Raw genomic sequence first — 17,244 nt, 5'->3', positions numbered from 1 at the left:
TCGTTATTCCTCAGGCCTTCTTGTCTTCACCGATCAGCAACTTAGAGTCTGACAGGTACATGTGGGGCGGCACTTCGAGGTTGTCGGGTGCGGGCTTATTCTTGAACACGCGACCAGCCATATCGAAGGTAGAACCGTGGCAGGGGCACAGGAAGCCCCCCTTCCAATCGGCAGGCAACGAAGGCTGGGCACCCGTAACGAACTTGTCTGACGGCGAGCAACCCAGATGGGTGCAAATGCCCACAGCCACAAAAATCTCGGGCTTGATGGAACGGTGGCCATTGCGGGCATACACTGGCGTGAACTCGTTGGGCTTGCGCTCAGACTTGGGGTCGGCCAACTGGCTATCAATGGTGGGCAGATCAGCCAATTGCTCGGGGGTACGTTTGACGATCCATACCGGCTTGCCGCGCCATTCGGCTGTCATTTTTTCACCGGGCTTGAGGGCGGAGATGTCCACCTCGACCGCAGCACCGGCTGCCTTGGCTTTTTCGGAGGGCTGAAAAGTACTCACGAAGGGGACGGCGGTTGCCACGCCGCCCACCGCACCCGCGCAGCCGGACGCAATCAGCCACGTCCGCTTGCTGGAGTCGATTGGAGTGTCACTCATGGGAATCCTCGATGAACATCGCTATATTGGGGGTTTAGCCTCAAATTGTAGCGGAGTGCGTAGGGGTATCCCGGTCTGGACGTTCGCGGTTACGGCCTTTGTGGAGCAGCCTTCCTACAAGTTTTGGTCATCAGAAAGGAAATACTCATGGGAATGGTGCAAGAATTTAGGGAGTTTGCCATCAAAGGCAATGTGATCGATCTGGCCGTGGGCGTGATTATTGGCGGCGCCTTTGGCAAGATTGTGGATTCTGTGGTGGGCGATCTGATCATGCCCGTGGTGGGCTTGGTGTTTGGCAAATTGGATTTCTCCAACTTGTTTCTTGTGCTGGGCACAGTACCAGAAGGCACCACCATGACGCTGGATGCCATCAAGAAAGCCGGGGTGCCGGTGTTCGCCTATGGCAGTTTCATCACTGTCGCCGTGAACTTTCTGATTTTGGCCTTCATCATTTTCATGATGGTCAAGCAAATCAACCGCCTCAAGCGCAATGCTGAATCTGCCCCCGTGGCCCCAGCAGCGCCACCACCAACCCCCGAAGACATTGTGCTGCTGCGGGAGATTCGGGACAGTCTCAAACGCTGATGGCCTTAGCCCAGTTGCTTGGCCATTTGTACTGCTGCGATCAGGCTGCTTGCATCTGCTATGCCTTGACCAGCAATGTCAAAGGCGGTGCCGTGGTCTGGGCTAGTACGCACCAGTGGTAGCCCCAAGGTCACATTGACTCCCTTGTCCACGCCCAAATACTTGACAGGAATCAAGCCTTGGTCATGGTACATGGCGACCACCACATCAAATTCACCAGGGTGCGCCGGGGTTTGACGAGCGCGCATAAAGATGGTGTCGGGTGCAAACGGGCCGTGGGCATTGATCCCTTGGGCACAAGCTGTAGCAATCGCAGGGACAATGGTGTCGATTTCTTCACGGCCAAAAAGCCCTCCTTCTCCAGCATGGGGGTTGAGACCTGCTACCGCAATCCGAGGTGCCCGTCCTAAGCTACGGGCCAGCGCGTGGTGGGTGATGCACAGGGTTTGCAGCACGTTGTCGTACGTAACGGCAGCAATGGCATCTCGCAAAGACACATGGATGCTGACCAGCACCGTTCGCAATTCGTCATTGGCTAGCATCATGCGCACAGGCATCTGGGCCAACGCAACACCCGCATGGGTTGCCGCTTGTGCTTGGAGCAGTTCGGTATGGCCAGGGACATCGACGCCAGCAGCATGGAGTGCTTCTTTGTGCAAAGGTGCTGTGATCAATCCAGCAATCTCACCACGCAGAGCCGCCTGTGCTGCCCACAGCACACTGTCGGCAGCAGCCCGTCCAGCCGCAGCACTGATACGCCCAAAAGTTTGGGGGCCGGGCAGGCCCGGCAGTTGCAAGACTGGCAGACAACGTGGTGGCATCTCCAAGGCTTGCATTGGATGCGTGATCAAGGCCACAGGCAATGTGGGCAGACCAGGGCGCAGCACACAAGAGGCTGCTCGGCGCAGGGTGGCGACATCGCCCACAACAAAACAACCTTGGAGTTGCTCAGGCACATCACGGAATGCTTTGGCAATGGTTTCTGGGCCAATACCGGCAGAATCGCCTTGGGTGATGGCCCAAACGCGAGAGGAAACGGAGGTGGTATTCATGCTCAAGCCCACTCAGGCGGGGTTGTCGATGTCGATGAAGTAATGATCCAGCCCATGCTGCTGTGCCAACTGTGCAGCCACCGCAGGGGCACCATAACGCTCAGTGGCATGATGACCGGCTGCAATAAAGGCCACGCCACACTCGCGGGCCAAATGCATCTGAGGTTCTGAGATTTCACCAGTGATAAAGGCTTCTGCGCCCGCAGCAATGGCGGCCTCAAAAAAGCCTTGGGCACCGCCACTGCACCAGGCAATTTTGCGAATAGGGCTATAGACATCCCCCACTACAGTGACCTGACGGTTCAACGCTTCTTCTACCTGTGCCGCCAAAGCGTGAGCACTGGCAAAATGGCTGCCATCCTCGCGCTGCCCCAGCCAGCCCAGTGACTGATCGCCAAAACAGGCTTGCCCCTGCAAACCCAGCACACAAGCCAATTGGGCATTGTTGCCCAATGTTGGATGGGCATCCAGCGGCAAGTGGTAGGCAAAAAGGTTGATGTCATGTGCCAGCAGACGTTGCAAACGCTGCTTCATCCAGCCAGTGATACAGCCGTCCTGACCGCGCCAAAACAGCCCATGGTGAACCAAAATGGCATCGGCTCGGGCCTCAATGGCTGCATCAATCAAGGCACGGCTGGCAGTGACACCACTGACGATGCGTTCAATTTGTGCCTTGCCCTCCACTTGTAACCCATTGGGGCCATAGTCTTTAAAACGCTCGGGTTGCAGCAGCACATCCAGAGATTGCCGCAAGGTATCGCGAAAAATGCTCATGTGCCCATTGTCGCGCCAATAGGCGACGACAGCAGTATCCCAGCTGGTTCACAATGGCAACCTGCCTTTTTAGGCCCATCTAGTTCTGATTTTTCATGAAACGCTTTTGGCTGATTTTTTCCCAAGCCGTGACGGTGTTTGTCGCGGCCTATTTTGTAGTTGCCACACTGCAACCAGACTGGCTCACCGCTGGAGCCAGACGCTCTGGTGCTGGCGTGACTTTGTTTGAGGCCCCCGTCACCGATCCGGCCCGTCCAGCACCAGGCAGCTTCAGCCCCGCAGCCCGTAAGGCCGCACCGGCGGTAGTTAGCATCAACACCAGCAAGGCAGCCGTGCGGCACCCGCGCAGCAACGACCCATGGTTCCAGTTCTTTTTTGGGGATCAACAAAGCCAACCCCAGACTGGGTTGGGCAGTGGTGTCATCATCAGCCCTGATGGTTATATTTTGACCAACAACCATGTGGTGGAGGGCGCTGACGAGATCGATGTGACGCTCACTGACAGTCGCCGTGCCCGCGCCCGCACCATTGGTACCGACCCAGAAACAGATCTGGCTATTCTCAAAATCGAATTGGACAAACTGCCAGTGATTGTGTTGGGCAACTCTGACCAATTGGCGGTGGGTGATCAGGTGCTGGCGATTGGCAACCCATTTGGCGTGGGCCAGACAGTCACTAGCGGCATCGTGAGTGCGCTGGGCCGCAGCCAACTGGGTATCAACACTTTCGAGAACTTCATCCAAACCGATGCTGCCATCAACCCTGGCAATTCTGGTGGGGCACTGGTGGATGTGAATGGCCATCTGTTGGGCATCAATACGGCCATTTACTCACGCTCAGGAGGCAGCATGGGGATCGGCTTTGCTATTCCGGTGTCCACAGCCAAGATGGTGCTGGATGGCATCGTGAAGGACGGTCAGGTCACACGGGGCTGGATTGGCGTCGAACCCAACGAACTTTCACCCGAACTGGCTGAAACCTTTGGTGTCAAGGCCAGTGAAGGGGTGATATTGACTGGGGTGCTACAAGACGGGCCAGCGGCACTGGCAGGTATACGCCCTGGTGATGTGATTGTGCAGGTGGGCGACAAGGCTATTACGAATGTACCCACACTGCTGGCTACTGTGGCCTCGCTCAAACCGGGTGTGCCAGCGAGCTTCCAAGTGCAACGCAATGACCGGATGCTGGAGTTGGCCGTGACCCCTGGCATACGCCCCCGCCCACAACGGGCACTGCGCCGCTGATCAGGAAGAAGCCGCAGGCGTATCGTCACTTTCAGAGGGCGCCTGGGTGTGCTGGATGAAAATCTGTGCAGCCCAGATGCCCAACTCATAGAGCAGGCACATGGGTATAGCCAGTGCCAACTGTGACACTACATCGGGTGGCGTAACGATAGCGGCAATCACAAAGGCCAGCACAATAAAGTAACCCCGAAACTCCCGAAGTTTCTCTACACTGACCACCCCCATACGTGCCAACACCACCACAGCAATCGGCACCTCAAACGACAGGCCAAAAGCCAAGAACATGGTCAACACAAAGCTCAGGTAGGCCTCAATGTCTGGTGCGGCAGTGATGCTTTTTGGCGCAAAGCCTTGGATAAAGGCAAACACCTGCCCAAAAACGAAGAAGTAGCAAAACGCCACCCCAATAAAGAACAAGATGGTGCTGGAGATGACCAAAGGCAACACCAACTTCTTCTCGTGCGAGTACAACCCTGGCGCCACAAAAGCCCACACCTGCCACAACACCAACGGCAACGCCAGCAAAAAAGCGGCCATCAGTAGTATTTTCAGTGGCACCATAAAGGGCGAAATCACCGAGGTGGCAATCAACGTAGCTCCTTTGGGCAAATGGGCTACCAGGGGTGCTGCCAGCCAGTCATACAGCGTGCCGGGGCCAGGAAAAAAGAACAACAGGGCAGCCGCAACCAGCACGGCCAACAAGGCCTTGACCATGCGGTCGCGCAGCTCCATCAGGTGCTGCACAAAGGGCTGTTCGGTGCCCGCGAGTTCGTCTTGGGGTGAGTGGTCGGACATGTGTAGAAACTGCGGGAGATAAGGCCCGCCCCTGCCGCGCAGGGCGCTGCGGCATCAACGAAATTTAGGAGGGCGGTGGCGCGCTACTCGCGCTGCACCGGACTGTACTTTGGTGCGTACACCGTGGCGCGATTTGTACCACTGGGGCATGGTACCGCGCTTGAGTCGCCAGTTTTTACCAGGATGACGATAGGCAGGCACTACTGCACTGCTGGCAGTGGTGTCCACCCCCAAGGCATCGAAGCGGGTGGCATCAGCCCAATCCTGCTCAAATGCTTGGGTCTGGGTGTGGATGGAATGCTCTACCTCGCGGGCTGCGCCCTCGACGGTCTCCTTCATCTTGCGCAGCTCATCCAGCTCCATCGAGCGGTTGACTTCGGCCTTGACATCGGCCACATAACGCTGTGCCTTGCCCAACAGAGCGCCCACCGTCCGCGCCACGCGCGGCAGTTTCTCTGGCCCAATGACGATCAACGCCACCGCACCGATCAGTGCCAGTTTGGAAAAGCCAATATCAATCATGCCGATGCCATCCCAAAGACTCAGCCTTTGTGCTTAGCCTCGACATCGATGGTCGATTTGTCGGTGGCGGTGTGGTTGGCCACTTGCCCAGCAGATGGGCTGGTAGTGCTGTCGGCTGCCGTGCTGCCGTCCTTCATGCCGTCCTTGAACCCCTTGACAGCGCCACCCAAATCGGAGCCGATGTTCTTGAGCTTCTTGGTGCCAAACACCATGACGACGATGAGCAGCACAATCAACCAGTGCCAGATGGAAAACGAACCCATGAAAATCTCCTAAGGAATGCGGTTCATTGTAGAGGGGGGTATCAGCCCTTCTTGAACCAGGGACGCGGGCCACCCATGACATGGAGATGCAGATGGTGGATTTCCTGCCCACCTTCAAGGCCAGTGTTGACAACCATGCGAAATCCTCCTTCGGGATAGGGGTTGCAGCCTTGCTCTAATGCCAAGCGTGGGGCCAGTGCCATCATGCGCCCCAACAGGCCGATATGCTCTGGCTGCACTTGGGCCATAGAGGGAATGTGTAGCTTGGGCACCATCAGAAAGTGTACGGGTGCCCAAGGGTGAATGTCATGAAAGGCAAAGATTTCTTCGTCTTCGTAGACTTTGCGTGATGGAATTTGACCCGCAATAATTTTGCAGAAAAGGCAATTGGAATCGTGCATAAAACTCTCTGAGGAGACGGTGAATCTTTTCAGATGGCCCGTGCCAACTGAAAGCTGGAACGCACACCAATGTCAGAACGATGGTCTTGCAACCACCGCAGGCCCACCGTGCGGCCCAGCGCAAACAGCTGACGCATAAAGCCCAGATCAGCGCGTGTTTTGCTGGCCATGCCAAAGTCGGCCAGCACGGCACCACCATCAATGCGGTGCATGTGAACCTCTTTGAAATGTCCGGTGTCAATCTTGCCTTCAGCGCGCAACCTGCGGGCAAACTCCAGAGAGCGCAGTTCGGCCAGCAAACCGGCATTGAAGGTGATCTCGTTGACACGATCAGTGATTTCGGGCACTGTGGCAGGCACCCGCAGATGCTCTACCGGGTTGATCTGTACCAACAAAATATCGCTGCTTTGGGCACTGTAAATCAGTGGGTAAAGTGGTGGGTTGCCCGAATAGCAGCCATCCCAATAGGCTTCGCCATCAATCTCAACGGCTTTGAAGATCAACGGCAGGCAGGCCGAGGCCATGACAGCATCCGCAGTCAGGCGGTGGCCGGAAAATATCTCGCCCTGCCCAGTGCGCACGTTGGTGGCACACACAAACACCCGAGGTGCAGCTTCAGAAGTAGCCAACAGTTCGAAATCGACCTCACGTTCTAACAGCTGGCGCAACGGATTGATATCCAAAGGATTGGCCTGTGCAGGTGCCAGCCAAGGCGTCATCATGGCCAAACCTGGAAACACCTGCGACAGCGGTGCCCCCCAAGCCAAATTGCCCAAAGCGCCAGTGCCTTCCCACAGGCGCGTCAGGGTAGCGCGGGCCAAATCGGCACCCGCTTGGCGCACATCTTGCGGATCTTGGTACTGTTGTGCTGCTTGGGCAAAGCCGTAGGCCACAGCCACAGCATTCATGGCGCCGGCGCTAGTACCACTGATACTGTCTAGCTCAATCTGGCCGTCTTCGAGCAAGGCATCTAACACCCCCCAGGTCAAGGCACCATGTGGCCCCCCTCCTTGCAAAGCCAGGCTCAAGCGCGGGGCCGGGTTGCTGCTTTCAGGCATACAGCTCTTGCCCCTTGTTCATCGCCACCATGCCGCGCACTATTCGGTAGAGAAACCATAACGAGATCAGCGCCCATGCAATCCAGCCAGGAAAGACGAACAGCAACCACAGTGGGGACGTGAGCACATAGAGCACCCCGGCCCACAGCACAGTACGAATGCGCCAAGAAAAATGACTGGCCTGCCAAGTCCCTTCGGCGTCCCCTTTTTTGACCAAATCAATGATGAGTGCAATCACTAACAAGGCCGCACCGGGCTGCGCCCCCGGAATGACGGCCCCCACCGCCACCACCAGATGCAGGAGGTAGCTGACCCAACCCCAAGCCATCAGGCCACGGGCTTTTTCTTCGTTGCTTTGCACATCCAAGATATCGCTCATGGTGTGGCCTGACGCTGGGCTTTTTCCTCTAAACCACTGGTGCCCTCACGGCGTTCGAGTTCGGCCACCACATCGGCAGGCTCCAACCCATAGTGGGCCAACGCAATCATGGAATGAAACCAGAGATCAGCCACTTCATACAGCAGCTTGGCCTTGTCAGCCCCGTGGTCTACATCTTTGGCGGCCATCACCACCTCGGTGGCCTCTTCACCAATCTTTTTCAGAAACGCATCTGGGCCTTTGTGCAACAGACGGGCCACATAACTTTTCTCGGGGTTGCCGCCTTGGGCAGGCTTGCGGCTCTCAATCACTACCGCCAGACGGGCCAGTGCCCCCTCTATCGACGTATCAGCAGCAGACATGCAAGCAACCTTTCTTTATTGGTAGATCGATTGGGGGTCTTTGAGCACCGGATCGACCGGCTGCCACTGCCCCTCACGCAGCACACTGTAGAAACAACTGTGCCGCCCAGTGTGGCAGGCAATGCCCGGTTCATGGCCTTGCTGTGTGACTTGCAGCAAAATGACATCGTTGTCACAGTCGATGCGAATGTCGTGCACCATTTGCACATGGCCAGACTCTTCGCCCTTAAACCACAACTTGCCGCGTGACCGGCTGAAATAGACAGCTCGGCCCAATTCAGCGGTCTTTTGCAGAGCCTCTCGATTCATCCAAGCAAACATGAGCACATCACCAGTGCCCTGCTCTTGTGCAATCACAGGTACCAAGCCCTGCGCATCCCATTTGACTTGCTCTATCCAGTTCATGGCACCCATTGTGAACGATTAGATTACAAACGCACCGGAATACCACGCACCGCCATGTGCTGTTTGGCCTGTTGCACGGTGTATTCACCATAGTGAAAAATGCTGGCCGCCAGCACCGCATCGGCAGCGCCTTGCTGCACACCATCGGCCAAGTGATCCAAGTTACCCACCCCCCCAGAGGCGATGACGGGTACGGCCACAGTGTCGCTCACGGTGCGTGTCAAGGCCAGATCGAATCCAGCCTTGGTGCCATCGCGATCCATACTGGTCAGCAAAATCTCGCCAGCGCCACGCCGGGCCATCTCGGCGGCCCATTGCACTGCATCAAGACCGGTGTTTTTGCGCCCACCGTGGCTGTATACATCCCAGCCCGCACCTACCGCTTGGCCATTGGTGCCTAGGCGGGCTTCGTCCTGCGGGGTGCGGCGCTTGGCGTCAATTGCCACCACAATGCACTGGGCGCCATATTTGCCAGAAGCGGCACTGATGACATCGGGGTTGGCAATGGCTGCCGAATTAAAACTGACCTTGTCAGCCCCGGCATTGAGCAGGCGGCGGACATCTTCTACGGTGCGCACGCCCCCACCCACAGTCAGCGGGATAAAAACTTGGCTAGCCACGGCCTCAATGATGTGGAGGATCAGGTCGCGACCATCACTGGTAGCGGTGATGTCAAGAAAAGTCAGCTCGTCGGCCCCTTGGGCGTTGTATCGTGCGGCGATCTCGACGGGATCGCCCGCATCGCGCAGTTCAACAAAATTGACGCCCTTGACGACACGGCCTCCGGTCACGTCAAGGCAGGGGATGATGCGTTTGGCAAGCATGGCGCAGTAAATGTAGCAATGGAGAACAAGCCAAGGAAGATACCACGCGGCTAAGACAAACTGCGGGCCACACCATTCTGCCAACGCCAAGCATCTTGGCACATGCGTTCAATGCCATGCTGGGCCTGCCACCCCAACAGGTGCGCCGCCAACGAAGGGTCGGCCCAACATTGGGCCACATCACCGGGACGGCGGCCTACTATTTGGTAGGGAATGGGGCGGCCACTGGCCTGCTCAAAGCGACGCACCATTTCTAGCACGGACACTGGACGGCCTGTGCCCAAATTGACCGTGAGCAGGCCGGGATGTTGCTGTAAATAACGCAAGGCTGCCACATGGCCTTGGGCCAAATCCATCACATGGATGTAATCACGCACCCCAGTGCCATCAGGAGTGGGGTAATCGTTGCCATAAATGCAAAGACCACTGCGCTGACCAGCGGCCACTTGGGCCACATAGGGCAATAAATTGCCCGGTACATCTTGCGGGTCTTCGCCAATCAAGCCGCTCTCGTGCGCCCCCACAGGGTTGAAGTAACGCAAACGCGCAATGCACCACTGCCCCGGCTCTGCCGCATCCACATCAGCCAGCACTTGCTCCATCATCAGTTTGCTCCAACCGTAAGGGTTGGTGGCCGACAACGGAAAATTCTCGCGAATAGGCACACTCGCCGGCTCACCATACACCGTGGCCGAAGATGAAAACACCAAGTTACGCACCCCTGCCTGCCGCATGGCTTGCAGTAAGGTGATGGTGCCAGCCACATTGTTCTGGTAGTAACGCAAGGGGGCAGCGACGGACTCACCCACCGCCTTCAGTGCGGCAAAGTGGATCACCGCCTGAATCGGGTACTGTGCCAAGATACGGGCCAGCAAGGCCGCATCACACACGTCACCTTCGATACAGACTGGCTCTGTACCGATAATGCGGCCCATGCGCTCCAACACTGAGCGGCGACTGTTACTGAAATTGTCCAGAATAAGAAAAGGAAAACCCGCAGCCGCCAGTGCCACACAGGTATGCGAGCCGATAAAACCGGCACCACCAGTCACCAAAATCATGCCCTTGCATCCTTTGGAAAGTGCCCCAACACAGGGCGACCCTCATGGCAAAAGAGCTTGATATTTTGCAGCCCCCACCACAACGGCAATATGAACTAATGAATATCTGCTTTAGATAGACTATCACTATAATTCAATTTAAAAACACCTTGTTACGTTTTTGGTGTTTTGTGCATTACATGTTTTTGGTTACACCCACCATGTCTAAATTCTTTCCTCTGCTGCTGTGGGTTCTGGGCAGTCTGTTGTCCGTGTCTGTCCATGCTTTGCCTGCGGTGGCCTTGCATTACGGCGCGGCACCCTTGGCCGATCTGAAAGTGTTTGACATCGTGGTGGTAGAGCCTGACCACGGCCACGACCCGCTGCTGTACCAGCGCAGCGGCAGCCAGTTGTATGCCTATGTGTCGGTAGCAGAGGTGCAGCCTTCACGCCGCTACTACCCAGACATTCCAACAACCTGGAAGCTGGCACGCAATGGTGACTGGCAGTCAGAGGTGCTAGACCAAACGCCTGCAGACTGGCCCGAGTTTTTTGCCAACCGGGTGGTGGCTCCTTTGTGGGAGCGCGGTTACCGAGGGTTCTTTCTGGACACACTGGACTCTTATCGCCTAGCCGCCCAGTTTGATGAAGCGGCCCAGCAGGCCGGGTTGGTACGGGTCATTGAAACGCTGCACCGGCGCTTTCCGGGCATCCGACTGATTTTGAATCGCGGTTTTGAAATCGTGCCTCGGGTGCGCGACAAAATTGAGATGGTGGCCGCCGAGTCGTTGTTCCGTGGCTGGAATGCTGGTCAAAAGCGTTATGAGGAAGTTCCGGCGGCCAGTCGCGAATGGTTGCTAGGCCAGTTGCAAACCATCCGGCAACAACATGGAATTCCGGTGCTGGTGATTGATTATGTGCCACCCCACAACCGCTCCTTGGCCCGTGCCACAGCCAGCCAAATTGAGGCGCTGGGGTTCATTCCTTGGGTGGGTGACAGCCAATTGCACACCATTGGTGTGGGCAATATCGAATTCCAGCCCCGGCGTGTTTTGGTTCTTTATAACGGCGGCGAGACTGTTGCGCTCAACTACACCAACGCCCACCGCTACCTGCAAATGCCCCTCAACCACATGGGCTATTTGGTGGAGTATGCCGATACGAGGCAGCCTTTGCCCCAAGGCATTTATCGGGATCGCTATGCGGGGGTAGTGACTTGGTTCTCGGGCTTTTTGCCTGCCACCAAAGGCAAGGAGTTGAGCCGTTGGCTACTGGCCCGTGCTGGCGAAGGAATGCCATTGGCACTGATTGATGATTTTGGCTTTCTGCCCGACCGCAGCTGGACAGAACAGTTGGGGCTGCAAGTGGGTGACTTGGGGATGCAGGGCACATTGCAAACGATACGCCAGCACCCCATGATGGGTTTTGAAATCGCCCCCCCGATGCCAGGCCGGGAATATGAGCCAGTACGCATTACCAACAAATGGAGCGCACAGGCTACGCCCTTGTTGGAGCTACAGGACCAGCGTGGGCAACGGGCTGTGGCGGGTGCCATCATGCCTTGGGGTGGCTTTGTGCTCGATCCTTTCGTTTTGGTGACTCTTCCTGGCACAGACCAGCAACGTTGGGTGATTGACCCCTTCACTTTCTTAACGCAGGCACTGCGTTTGCCCCCCATGCCAGTGCCAGATGTGACCACCGAAAATGGCCGCCGCTTGCTGATGGCCCACATTGATGGCGATGGCTTTCCATCCAGAGCCGAAATGGCAGGCAGCCCCTTCTCTTCAGAAGTACTGCTCAAGGATGTGCTGGAAAAATACCGTATCCCGCACACCATGTCGGTGATTGAAGGAGAGATTGCCGCACACGGCCTCTACCCACAATACAGCACCCAACTAGAGGACATTGCACGGCGGATGTTTCGGTTGCCGCATGTCGAAATGGCCAGCCACAGCTATAGCCATCCCTTTTTATGGAACCAGGAAGCCAAACACGGCACGTTCTTGGACGAAACCCAAAAAGACTACCACCTGGAGCTGCCCGGCTACACCTTCAATTTAGAACGCGAAATTGTCGGTTCGGTCAACTACATCCAACAACGGCTGGCCCCCACCGGCAAGAAGGTGCAGATCATGCTGTGGACAGGCGATACCGCCCCCAGCAGTGAAGCCTTGGCGATTGCCGACCGTGCTGGATTACTGAACATGAACGGTGGCGATACCTTCATCTCCCGCAACCAGCCCTCGCTGACCGCTGTGCGCAGCCACGGCATTCAGAAGGATGGCTATGTGCAGGTATTTGCCCCCATCACCAACGAGAACATTTACACCAACCTTTGGCAGGGGCCGTTTTATGGTTTTGAGCGGGCGATTGAAACCTTTGAGATGACGGGCCATCCACGCCGTATCAAAGCAGTGGATATTTACTACCACACCTACTCAGCCAGCAAGCGGGCGGGGCTGCAGGCATTGCACAAGGTGTACCGTTGGGCGCAGGCACAACCCCTGCACCCGGTTTTTGCCTCTGAATACATTCGCAAGGTACTGGATTTTTATACTTATGCCCTGGCCCGCGATGGGCAGGGCTGGCGTGTGCGCGGTAGTGGTGAGTTGCGCACTTTGCGCCTGCCTGCCAGTTGGGGCATGCCAGCACTGGCCCAGAGCCAACAGGTAGCCGGCTACCGTGAAGGTGCCGAAGGCACCTACCTGCACCTGACAGGTGATAGCGCCCGCTTCCAAACGCTGGAGAAAACAGGCACAGCCCCCCCCCCACGCCCGTTTTTGTATGAGGCCAATGCACGCATCAAAAAGTGGCAGGTGAATGCCAATGCCACACACACCGAATTCTCCCTGCAAGGCCATGTGCCACTCGAGTTTAGTGTGGCCCACAGCAGCCACTGCCAAGTGCGCACCGGCCAACGGGTGTTGGCCCCTGTCCGCACCACCACCGCTGTACGTGCCGATGTCCAAATGTTTGAGTTGACTGCTACACATGCCGACTTCCAGATCGTCTGCCCAACCCGCTGAGCGGCCTTTGCTTGCTCCTTACTGGCTGCTATTTCTATTGGCAGTGATGGTGGGCGGGGGGTTATGGCTGCTCTATCCTCGCCAAGACTTGGAACGCCGTTTGAGTCAGGCGGGCAATGAACACTCCGATTTGTCTACCAACTATCTGCACAACCTTTTGCGCAGCGATCCAGACAATCCGCAACTGCGTTGGTTATTGGCACGACAACAGGGGCAAGCGGGCGAGCTCGACACTATGCGCCAGACCTTGCAACCCGCCCTGCAATCGGCCGATGCGGGCATACACCGCCGTGCTGTCTGGCTCCTGTGGGAGAGTACCTACCAAGCCTACGAAAAAACAGCGGGCTCGGCCACCCAAGCGCGCGCCCAATTGCATACCAAGCTGGTAGAACAGTTGCCCGCGCTCGTACGTGAAGAATGGTCTGCAGAGCAACAACAACAATTAACCCGCCAAGCATTGGACTTGGGGCAGCCCACCGTTGCCATCACGCTGATGCGCCAGCGGGCATTGCAACAACGGCAGCCAGACCAAGCCGCACGACTGTATGAACAAGCGGCACAAACCGCATTGGCCCATTCCCATTACGCAGCATGTGCTGAGTTGTATCTGCTGGCACGCCAAGCCACGCCCCATGCCCCACAGGCCAAGCAATACTTTCTGGCAGCCATTGCCGCCATGCAGTCGAGCGGGCAACCACTGGCAGCCCTAGAACTGGCAGAAAAAGAGCTGCAGACACTGCACAGCGACAGCGAAATCATTGAACGGTTGGTACAACTGGCACGGGCCGCAGGCCGCCCAGACATTGCTGAGCAATATGTCAAGCAGTTGCTGCGTCTGGCCCTGTGGCGGCAATGGCAAGCCCATGCCCAAGCATCCACCACCACCCCAACCTTACTGGAGCCAGTCACGCACAGGCAGCTGCCCAGCCCCCCTCCGCAGCAATACGAAGATCGGGCCTATCTGTTGGATCCATCCTTGTTGCATCACCCCAACGATGGGGTGGCCCCAGAAGACTGGCAAGTTGTATCCAGCAGCCAAAAGTCTCCCCCGATCGCGGCGCCCGGACTGCCGTTTGATGACAAGATCTACACCCTAGGGTACCAAGTGTTCTTAGAAAACAAGAACCTTGAAGATGCTTGGCGTGTGGCCAAAGCAGCCGTACAACAAGCCCCTCAACTCATTCTTTGGCATGAGCGGTTGGCCCAAGTCTCTGAATGGACGGGGCGACTGGAGTTGGCTTTGCAACACTGGTTGCAGGTGGCCCGTCAGACACAAAACAATGTGGCCTGGCAAGCGGTGTTGCGCTTGGCTCCCGGACAGTTTGATGATGCTGCACTGGTCGAGGCATTGCGTTACGAGTTACGGCGCAGGCCTGGCCACCCCACATTGTTGCAAGAATTGGTAGATGCCTATGAGCGTTTGGGGTCTCCCCAGCCTGCACTGGACTACCTGCGCCAGCAACCTGCCACCCCCCAGACCCTGGAAATGTTGGCTGGCCTAGCCAAGCGAGCGGGCGATTTGGACTTGGCTCTGGCCAGTTGGCAACGCCTGTTTGAAGACCCCACCCAATTGACCCCCACGCTGGCGATGCGTGCAGCAGTGTTGGCCCTGTTGCGCGGCCAAGCGGCACAAGGACTGGCGTGGTTAGAGGCGGCGCAAAAAAAGATCACCCCTGACACCACAGACAGTGCCGCCTTCTGGCGCCTCACGGCCCAGATGGCACAAGACCAACAACGAGACCTGTTGGCCGTGCAGGCTTATCGCCAATTGTTGGCCGAAGATGGTGCTGATGTTGGGGACTTTGATGCCCTGATTCGGCTGTTACAAACCGACCAACCGCTAGAGGCCGCTGAGGTGGCGCTGCTGGCGTGGCAACAACACGACCAGTCCCGCCACTTCATTTTGGCCCTGGGTATTTATGCCAGCCGCAACCAATGGTCTGAGGCGCAACGGGTACTACAGCGGGTAGATCCAGCCCCCCATGCACAACGTCGGGCCTTGCACCGCTTGCGCCAAGAACCTGAGTTTTTGCGCCTAGCTGGGCTGTGCTACCAAAACACAGGCCGTCGTGCCCAAGCCCGCCAGTATTACGAGGCTGGATTGCGACAGGCACCACAGTCGACAGCCATGCGCCATGCGCTGCTATGGCTGTTCATCGAGGGCAACGATGCCACTGCCTTGCGCGATATTTTGACGCGTTACGAGGCCCAATGGAGCCAAGACAAAGAATTGCACGATGCCCTGGCATCGGCCTACCAGTCCCTGTCACTGCCCGCTATTGCCCTGGATCGCTATTTACAACCCCGTGTGCAAGCGCACCGCAACGACCTGCTTTGGCTCATGAACTATGCCGATGCGCTAGATCAAAACCAACAATCGGATCGTGCATGGCGCTTACGGCGCTACCTGCTCAGTCAAGAATGGCAAAAAGTCCACCGCAATGTCAGCACCACACAGTCGCGTGCCCGCTGGCTGACCGAGGAGGGCTTGAATACAACACGGCGAATAGCCCGCACCCGCCTACAACTGACACAGCGCCCAGGAGACGTGGGACTGGCTACGTTGCGCGAGCTGCTGCGGCTAGACCGTGACGCCCGCCACGGCCTATCCAATGCAGCGGCAGAGACCGCCATTGGCTGGCTGCAAGACGCGGGGGAATACACCGCCGAACGTGGTTTTCTATGGCAACAATATGCCCGCAGCCATAGCATACAAGCCAACCGGCCACTGTGGGCCGAAATTACCGTGGCTTTGGCCGAGAAAGACAAAGCTGCCACCGGCGAGCTGCTCGAAATCTTCGATCAACGCTTGCCCCGTTACGACCGGGTGAATGCAGCAGCCGCTGTGGGGGATGTGCGCTTGGCGCAAAGTGCCGCCTTCGAGACCCAACACGACCAACCCGATGACAGCCCACTGCACCAGCAACTGGCCGAGAACCTATTGGCCTTCAGCCCCCATGCCAATGGCAACATAGCCTCACGCAGATTAGACAAGCTGGACGAACAAGAAACAGAGACACGGCTGCACTACCCATTGAGCCCCTCTTTGTCATTGGGGCTCAAAATGCTGCGTACCGACCGGCAAACCACCGATCCACGCGCCCTGCAAGAGCCTTCTCAGGAGCGTGCCGCCTATGGTGCCTTGCGCTGGCAGTATGGGGGGGGTAGCTCCACCATGCTGCATCTGGGCTGGCGCGAAAGCTTAGCCAGCTCTACCCCTTGGCAGCTTGAACATATACAACGGCTGGACAACCGCTTGTCATTGCATCTGGACTGGGGCAATCAACTGCCTACCCAAGAGAGTCTGGCTTTGCGCATGGGCGGGATGAAAGACCGTTTGGGCATAGGCATGCGCTACCAAGCCACCCGCCTAGACCAAGTAACGCTCAACCACTGGCGAGAAAAATACGAATGGCAAACCGGGGGTGAAGTAGGCAATGGACAACATTCCGCCCTGAGTTACACCCACACCTACCGCTTAGACGTACCCACTGTGGATATGGGTGCTTTCTGGTCTAGCCACAGTTACGACCGGCGCAACCCCCAAGGCTTATCGGGCGCCGACCGTGCCTTCACTCGCTATCTGCCCCCAGGCATCGCCAATGTAGATCGTGGCTATTTGCTGCCCGACAATTTTCAGTTCTATGGCGTGCAACTCACTACCAATCTGCGTTTTGAGCGGGACTACATCCGCGCCCTCCTGCCCTTGGCCAGTCTGGCGCACACCTGGCACAGCCGCCAAGGGGCGGGCTACAGTCTGCGCTTGGGCTTGGCGGGCAGCGTGCTCGGAGCAGACCACCTGAGCCTGATCTGGGGTTTGGGCAAATCTGGAGCACAAACTCCGGGCCTGAGCCAAGAAGTTCAATTGAACTACCGTTATCACTTTTAACCGTTATCTCTGCAC

The 17,244-nt window shown here is 57.2% G+C and carries 17 protein-coding genes; 4 read left to right on the top strand and 13 right to left on the bottom strand.

Annotated elements, in window-relative coordinates:
- Positions 1-10 precede the first annotated feature (10 nt).
- Complete coding sequence (petA, locus tag ACFO6X_RS09660; protein ID WP_382432437.1) at positions 11-610, bottom strand: ubiquinol-cytochrome c reductase iron-sulfur subunit; 600 nt, start codon at positions 608-610, stop codon at positions 11-13.
- 147 nt (positions 611-757) lie between these two features.
- On the opposite strand from petA, the gene mscL reads away from it, so the two are divergent.
- Positions 758-1,195 (top strand): large conductance mechanosensitive channel protein MscL, encoded by a 438-nt coding sequence (mscL, locus tag ACFO6X_RS09655; protein ID WP_382432435.1) that lies wholly within the window; start codon positions 758-760, stop codon positions 1,193-1,195.
- A gap of 5 nt (positions 1,196-1,200) precedes the next feature.
- Here mscL and pdxA read toward each other — a convergent pair whose 3' ends face one another.
- Both pdxA and ACFO6X_RS09645 read right to left on the bottom strand, forming a co-directional pair.
- Positions 1,201-2,247 (bottom strand): 4-hydroxythreonine-4-phosphate dehydrogenase PdxA, encoded by a 1,047-nt coding sequence (pdxA, locus tag ACFO6X_RS09650; protein ID WP_382432433.1) that lies wholly within the window; start codon positions 2,245-2,247, stop codon positions 1,201-1,203.
- A gap of 12 nt (positions 2,248-2,259) precedes the next feature.
- Positions 2,260-3,021, bottom strand: coding sequence for a Nif3-like dinuclear metal center hexameric protein (locus tag ACFO6X_RS09645; RefSeq protein ID WP_382432431.1), 762 nt, complete (start codon positions 3,019-3,021; stop codon positions 2,260-2,262).
- A 95-nt stretch (positions 3,022-3,116) separates the two neighbouring features.
- Between ACFO6X_RS09645 and ACFO6X_RS09640 the strand changes: the two genes are divergently transcribed.
- Positions 3,117-4,265 carry a trypsin-like peptidase domain-containing protein gene (locus ACFO6X_RS09640; RefSeq protein ID WP_382432429.1) on the top strand — a complete coding sequence of 383 codons (1,149 nt, stop codon included), beginning with the start codon at positions 3,117-3,119 and terminating at the stop codon, positions 4,263-4,265.
- Here ACFO6X_RS09640 and tatC read toward each other — a convergent pair whose 3' ends face one another.
- The 10 genes from tatC to galE are packed head-to-tail and all read right to left on the bottom strand — an operon-like array spanning position 4,266 to position 10,335.
- Complete coding sequence (gene tatC / locus ACFO6X_RS09635) at positions 4,266-5,060, bottom strand: twin-arginine translocase subunit TatC (RefSeq protein ID WP_382432427.1); 795 nt, start codon at positions 5,058-5,060, stop codon at positions 4,266-4,268.
- A gap of 54 nt (positions 5,061-5,114) precedes the next feature.
- A complete protein-coding gene (gene tatB / locus ACFO6X_RS09630; RefSeq protein ID WP_382432425.1) occupies positions 5,115-5,582 on the bottom strand; it encodes a Sec-independent protein translocase protein TatB in 468 nt (155 codons plus the stop codon).
- A gap of 20 nt (positions 5,583-5,602) precedes the next feature.
- A complete protein-coding gene (gene tatA, locus ACFO6X_RS09625) occupies positions 5,603-5,845 on the bottom strand; it encodes a Sec-independent protein translocase subunit TatA (RefSeq protein WP_382432423.1) in 243 nt (80 codons plus the stop codon).
- A gap of 41 nt (positions 5,846-5,886) precedes the next feature.
- Complete coding sequence (locus tag ACFO6X_RS09620; RefSeq protein ID WP_382432421.1) at positions 5,887-6,246, bottom strand: histidine triad nucleotide-binding protein; 360 nt, start codon at positions 6,244-6,246, stop codon at positions 5,887-5,889.
- A 29-nt stretch (positions 6,247-6,275) separates the two neighbouring features.
- A complete protein-coding gene (locus ACFO6X_RS09615) occupies positions 6,276-7,304 on the bottom strand; it encodes a patatin-like phospholipase family protein (RefSeq protein WP_382432419.1) in 1,029 nt (342 codons plus the stop codon).
- Positions 7,297-7,683 carry a DUF4870 family protein gene (locus ACFO6X_RS09610; protein WP_382432417.1) on the bottom strand — a complete coding sequence of 129 codons (387 nt, stop codon included), beginning with the start codon at positions 7,681-7,683 and terminating at the stop codon, positions 7,297-7,299. The genes ACFO6X_RS09615 and ACFO6X_RS09610 overlap by 8 nt, the downstream gene beginning before the upstream one ends.
- Positions 7,680-8,045: a phosphoribosyl-ATP diphosphatase gene (locus ACFO6X_RS09605; protein ID WP_382432415.1), complete on the bottom strand. Its 366-nt coding sequence runs from the start codon at positions 8,043-8,045 to the stop codon at positions 7,680-7,682. Before ACFO6X_RS09605 ends, ACFO6X_RS09610 begins: the two co-directional genes overlap by 4 nt.
- A gap of 15 nt (positions 8,046-8,060) precedes the next feature.
- Positions 8,061-8,459, bottom strand: coding sequence for a phosphoribosyl-AMP cyclohydrolase (gene hisI, locus ACFO6X_RS09600; RefSeq protein WP_382432413.1), 399 nt, complete (start codon positions 8,457-8,459; stop codon positions 8,061-8,063).
- A gap of 14 nt (positions 8,460-8,473) precedes the next feature.
- Entirely contained in the window at positions 8,474-9,274 is an 801-nt protein-coding gene (gene hisF, locus ACFO6X_RS09595) for an imidazole glycerol phosphate synthase subunit HisF (protein ID WP_382432411.1), read from the bottom strand.
- A gap of 50 nt (positions 9,275-9,324) precedes the next feature.
- A complete protein-coding gene (gene galE / locus ACFO6X_RS09590) occupies positions 9,325-10,335 on the bottom strand; it encodes a UDP-glucose 4-epimerase GalE (RefSeq protein WP_382432409.1) in 1,011 nt (336 codons plus the stop codon).
- A 200-nt stretch (positions 10,336-10,535) separates the two neighbouring features.
- Here galE and ACFO6X_RS09585 point away from each other — a divergent pair, with 200 nt between their 5' ends.
- Both ACFO6X_RS09585 and ACFO6X_RS09580 read left to right on the top strand, forming a co-directional pair.
- On the top strand, positions 10,536-13,340 hold the full coding sequence (locus ACFO6X_RS09585) for a bifunctional glycoside hydrolase 114/ polysaccharide deacetylase family protein (RefSeq protein ID WP_382432407.1): 2,805 nt from the start codon (positions 10,536-10,538) through the stop codon (positions 13,338-13,340).
- Entirely contained in the window at positions 13,306-17,229 is a 3,924-nt protein-coding gene (locus ACFO6X_RS09580; protein WP_382432405.1) for a tetratricopeptide repeat protein, read from the top strand. Before ACFO6X_RS09585 ends, ACFO6X_RS09580 begins: the two co-directional genes overlap by 35 nt.
- Positions 17,230-17,244 lie beyond the last annotated feature (15 nt).

The organism is Giesbergeria sinuosa (assembly GCF_042652905.1).
GTDB lineage: Bacteria > Pseudomonadota > Gammaproteobacteria > Burkholderiales > Burkholderiaceae_C > Simplicispira > Simplicispira sinuosa.
Note: the sequence above shows the minus strand (reverse complement) of the source record. Positions and strands in the feature narration are given on the sequence as shown.

Bases quoted from the DNA above. Each gene is read 5' to 3' on its own strand.
- petA (WP_382432437.1), bottom strand. From the start codon at position 610: ATGAGTGACACTCCAATCGACTCCAGCAAGCGGACGTGGCTGATTGCG.
- mscL (WP_382432435.1), top strand. From the start codon at position 758: ATGGGAATGGTGCAAGAATTTAGGGAGTTTGCCATCAAAGGCAATGTG.
- pdxA (WP_382432433.1), bottom strand. From the start codon at position 2,247: ATGAATACCACCTCCGTTTCCTCTCGCGTTTGGGCCATCACCCAAGGC.
- ACFO6X_RS09645 (WP_382432431.1), bottom strand. From the start codon at position 3,021: ATGAGCATTTTTCGCGATACCTTGCGGCAATCTCTGGATGTGCTGCTG.
- ACFO6X_RS09640 (WP_382432429.1), top strand. From the start codon at position 3,117: ATGAAACGCTTTTGGCTGATTTTTTCCCAAGCCGTGACGGTGTTTGTC.
- tatC (WP_382432427.1), bottom strand. From the start codon at position 5,060: ATGTCCGACCACTCACCCCAAGACGAACTCGCGGGCACCGAACAGCCC.
- tatB (WP_382432425.1), bottom strand. From the start codon at position 5,582: ATGATTGATATTGGCTTTTCCAAACTGGCACTGATCGGTGCGGTGGCG.
- tatA (WP_382432423.1), bottom strand. From the start codon at position 5,845: ATGGGTTCGTTTTCCATCTGGCACTGGTTGATTGTGCTGCTCATCGTC.
- ACFO6X_RS09620 (WP_382432421.1), bottom strand. From the start codon at position 6,246: ATGCACGATTCCAATTGCCTTTTCTGCAAAATTATTGCGGGTCAAATT.
- ACFO6X_RS09615 (WP_382432419.1), bottom strand. From the start codon at position 7,304: ATGCCTGAAAGCAGCAACCCGGCCCCGCGCTTGAGCCTGGCTTTGCAA.
- ACFO6X_RS09610 (WP_382432417.1), bottom strand. From the start codon at position 7,683: ATGAGCGATATCTTGGATGTGCAAAGCAACGAAGAAAAAGCCCGTGGC.
- ACFO6X_RS09605 (WP_382432415.1), bottom strand. From the start codon at position 8,045: ATGTCTGCTGCTGATACGTCGATAGAGGGGGCACTGGCCCGTCTGGCG.
- hisI (WP_382432413.1), bottom strand. From the start codon at position 8,459: ATGGGTGCCATGAACTGGATAGAGCAAGTCAAATGGGATGCGCAGGGC.
- hisF (WP_382432411.1), bottom strand. From the start codon at position 9,274: ATGCTTGCCAAACGCATCATCCCCTGCCTTGACGTGACCGGAGGCCGT.
- galE (WP_382432409.1), bottom strand. From the start codon at position 10,335: ATGATTTTGGTGACTGGTGGTGCCGGTTTTATCGGCTCGCATACCTGT.
- ACFO6X_RS09585 (WP_382432407.1), top strand. From the start codon at position 10,536: ATGTCTAAATTCTTTCCTCTGCTGCTGTGGGTTCTGGGCAGTCTGTTG.
- ACFO6X_RS09580 (WP_382432405.1), top strand. From the start codon at position 13,306: ATGCCGACTTCCAGATCGTCTGCCCAACCCGCTGAGCGGCCTTTGCTT.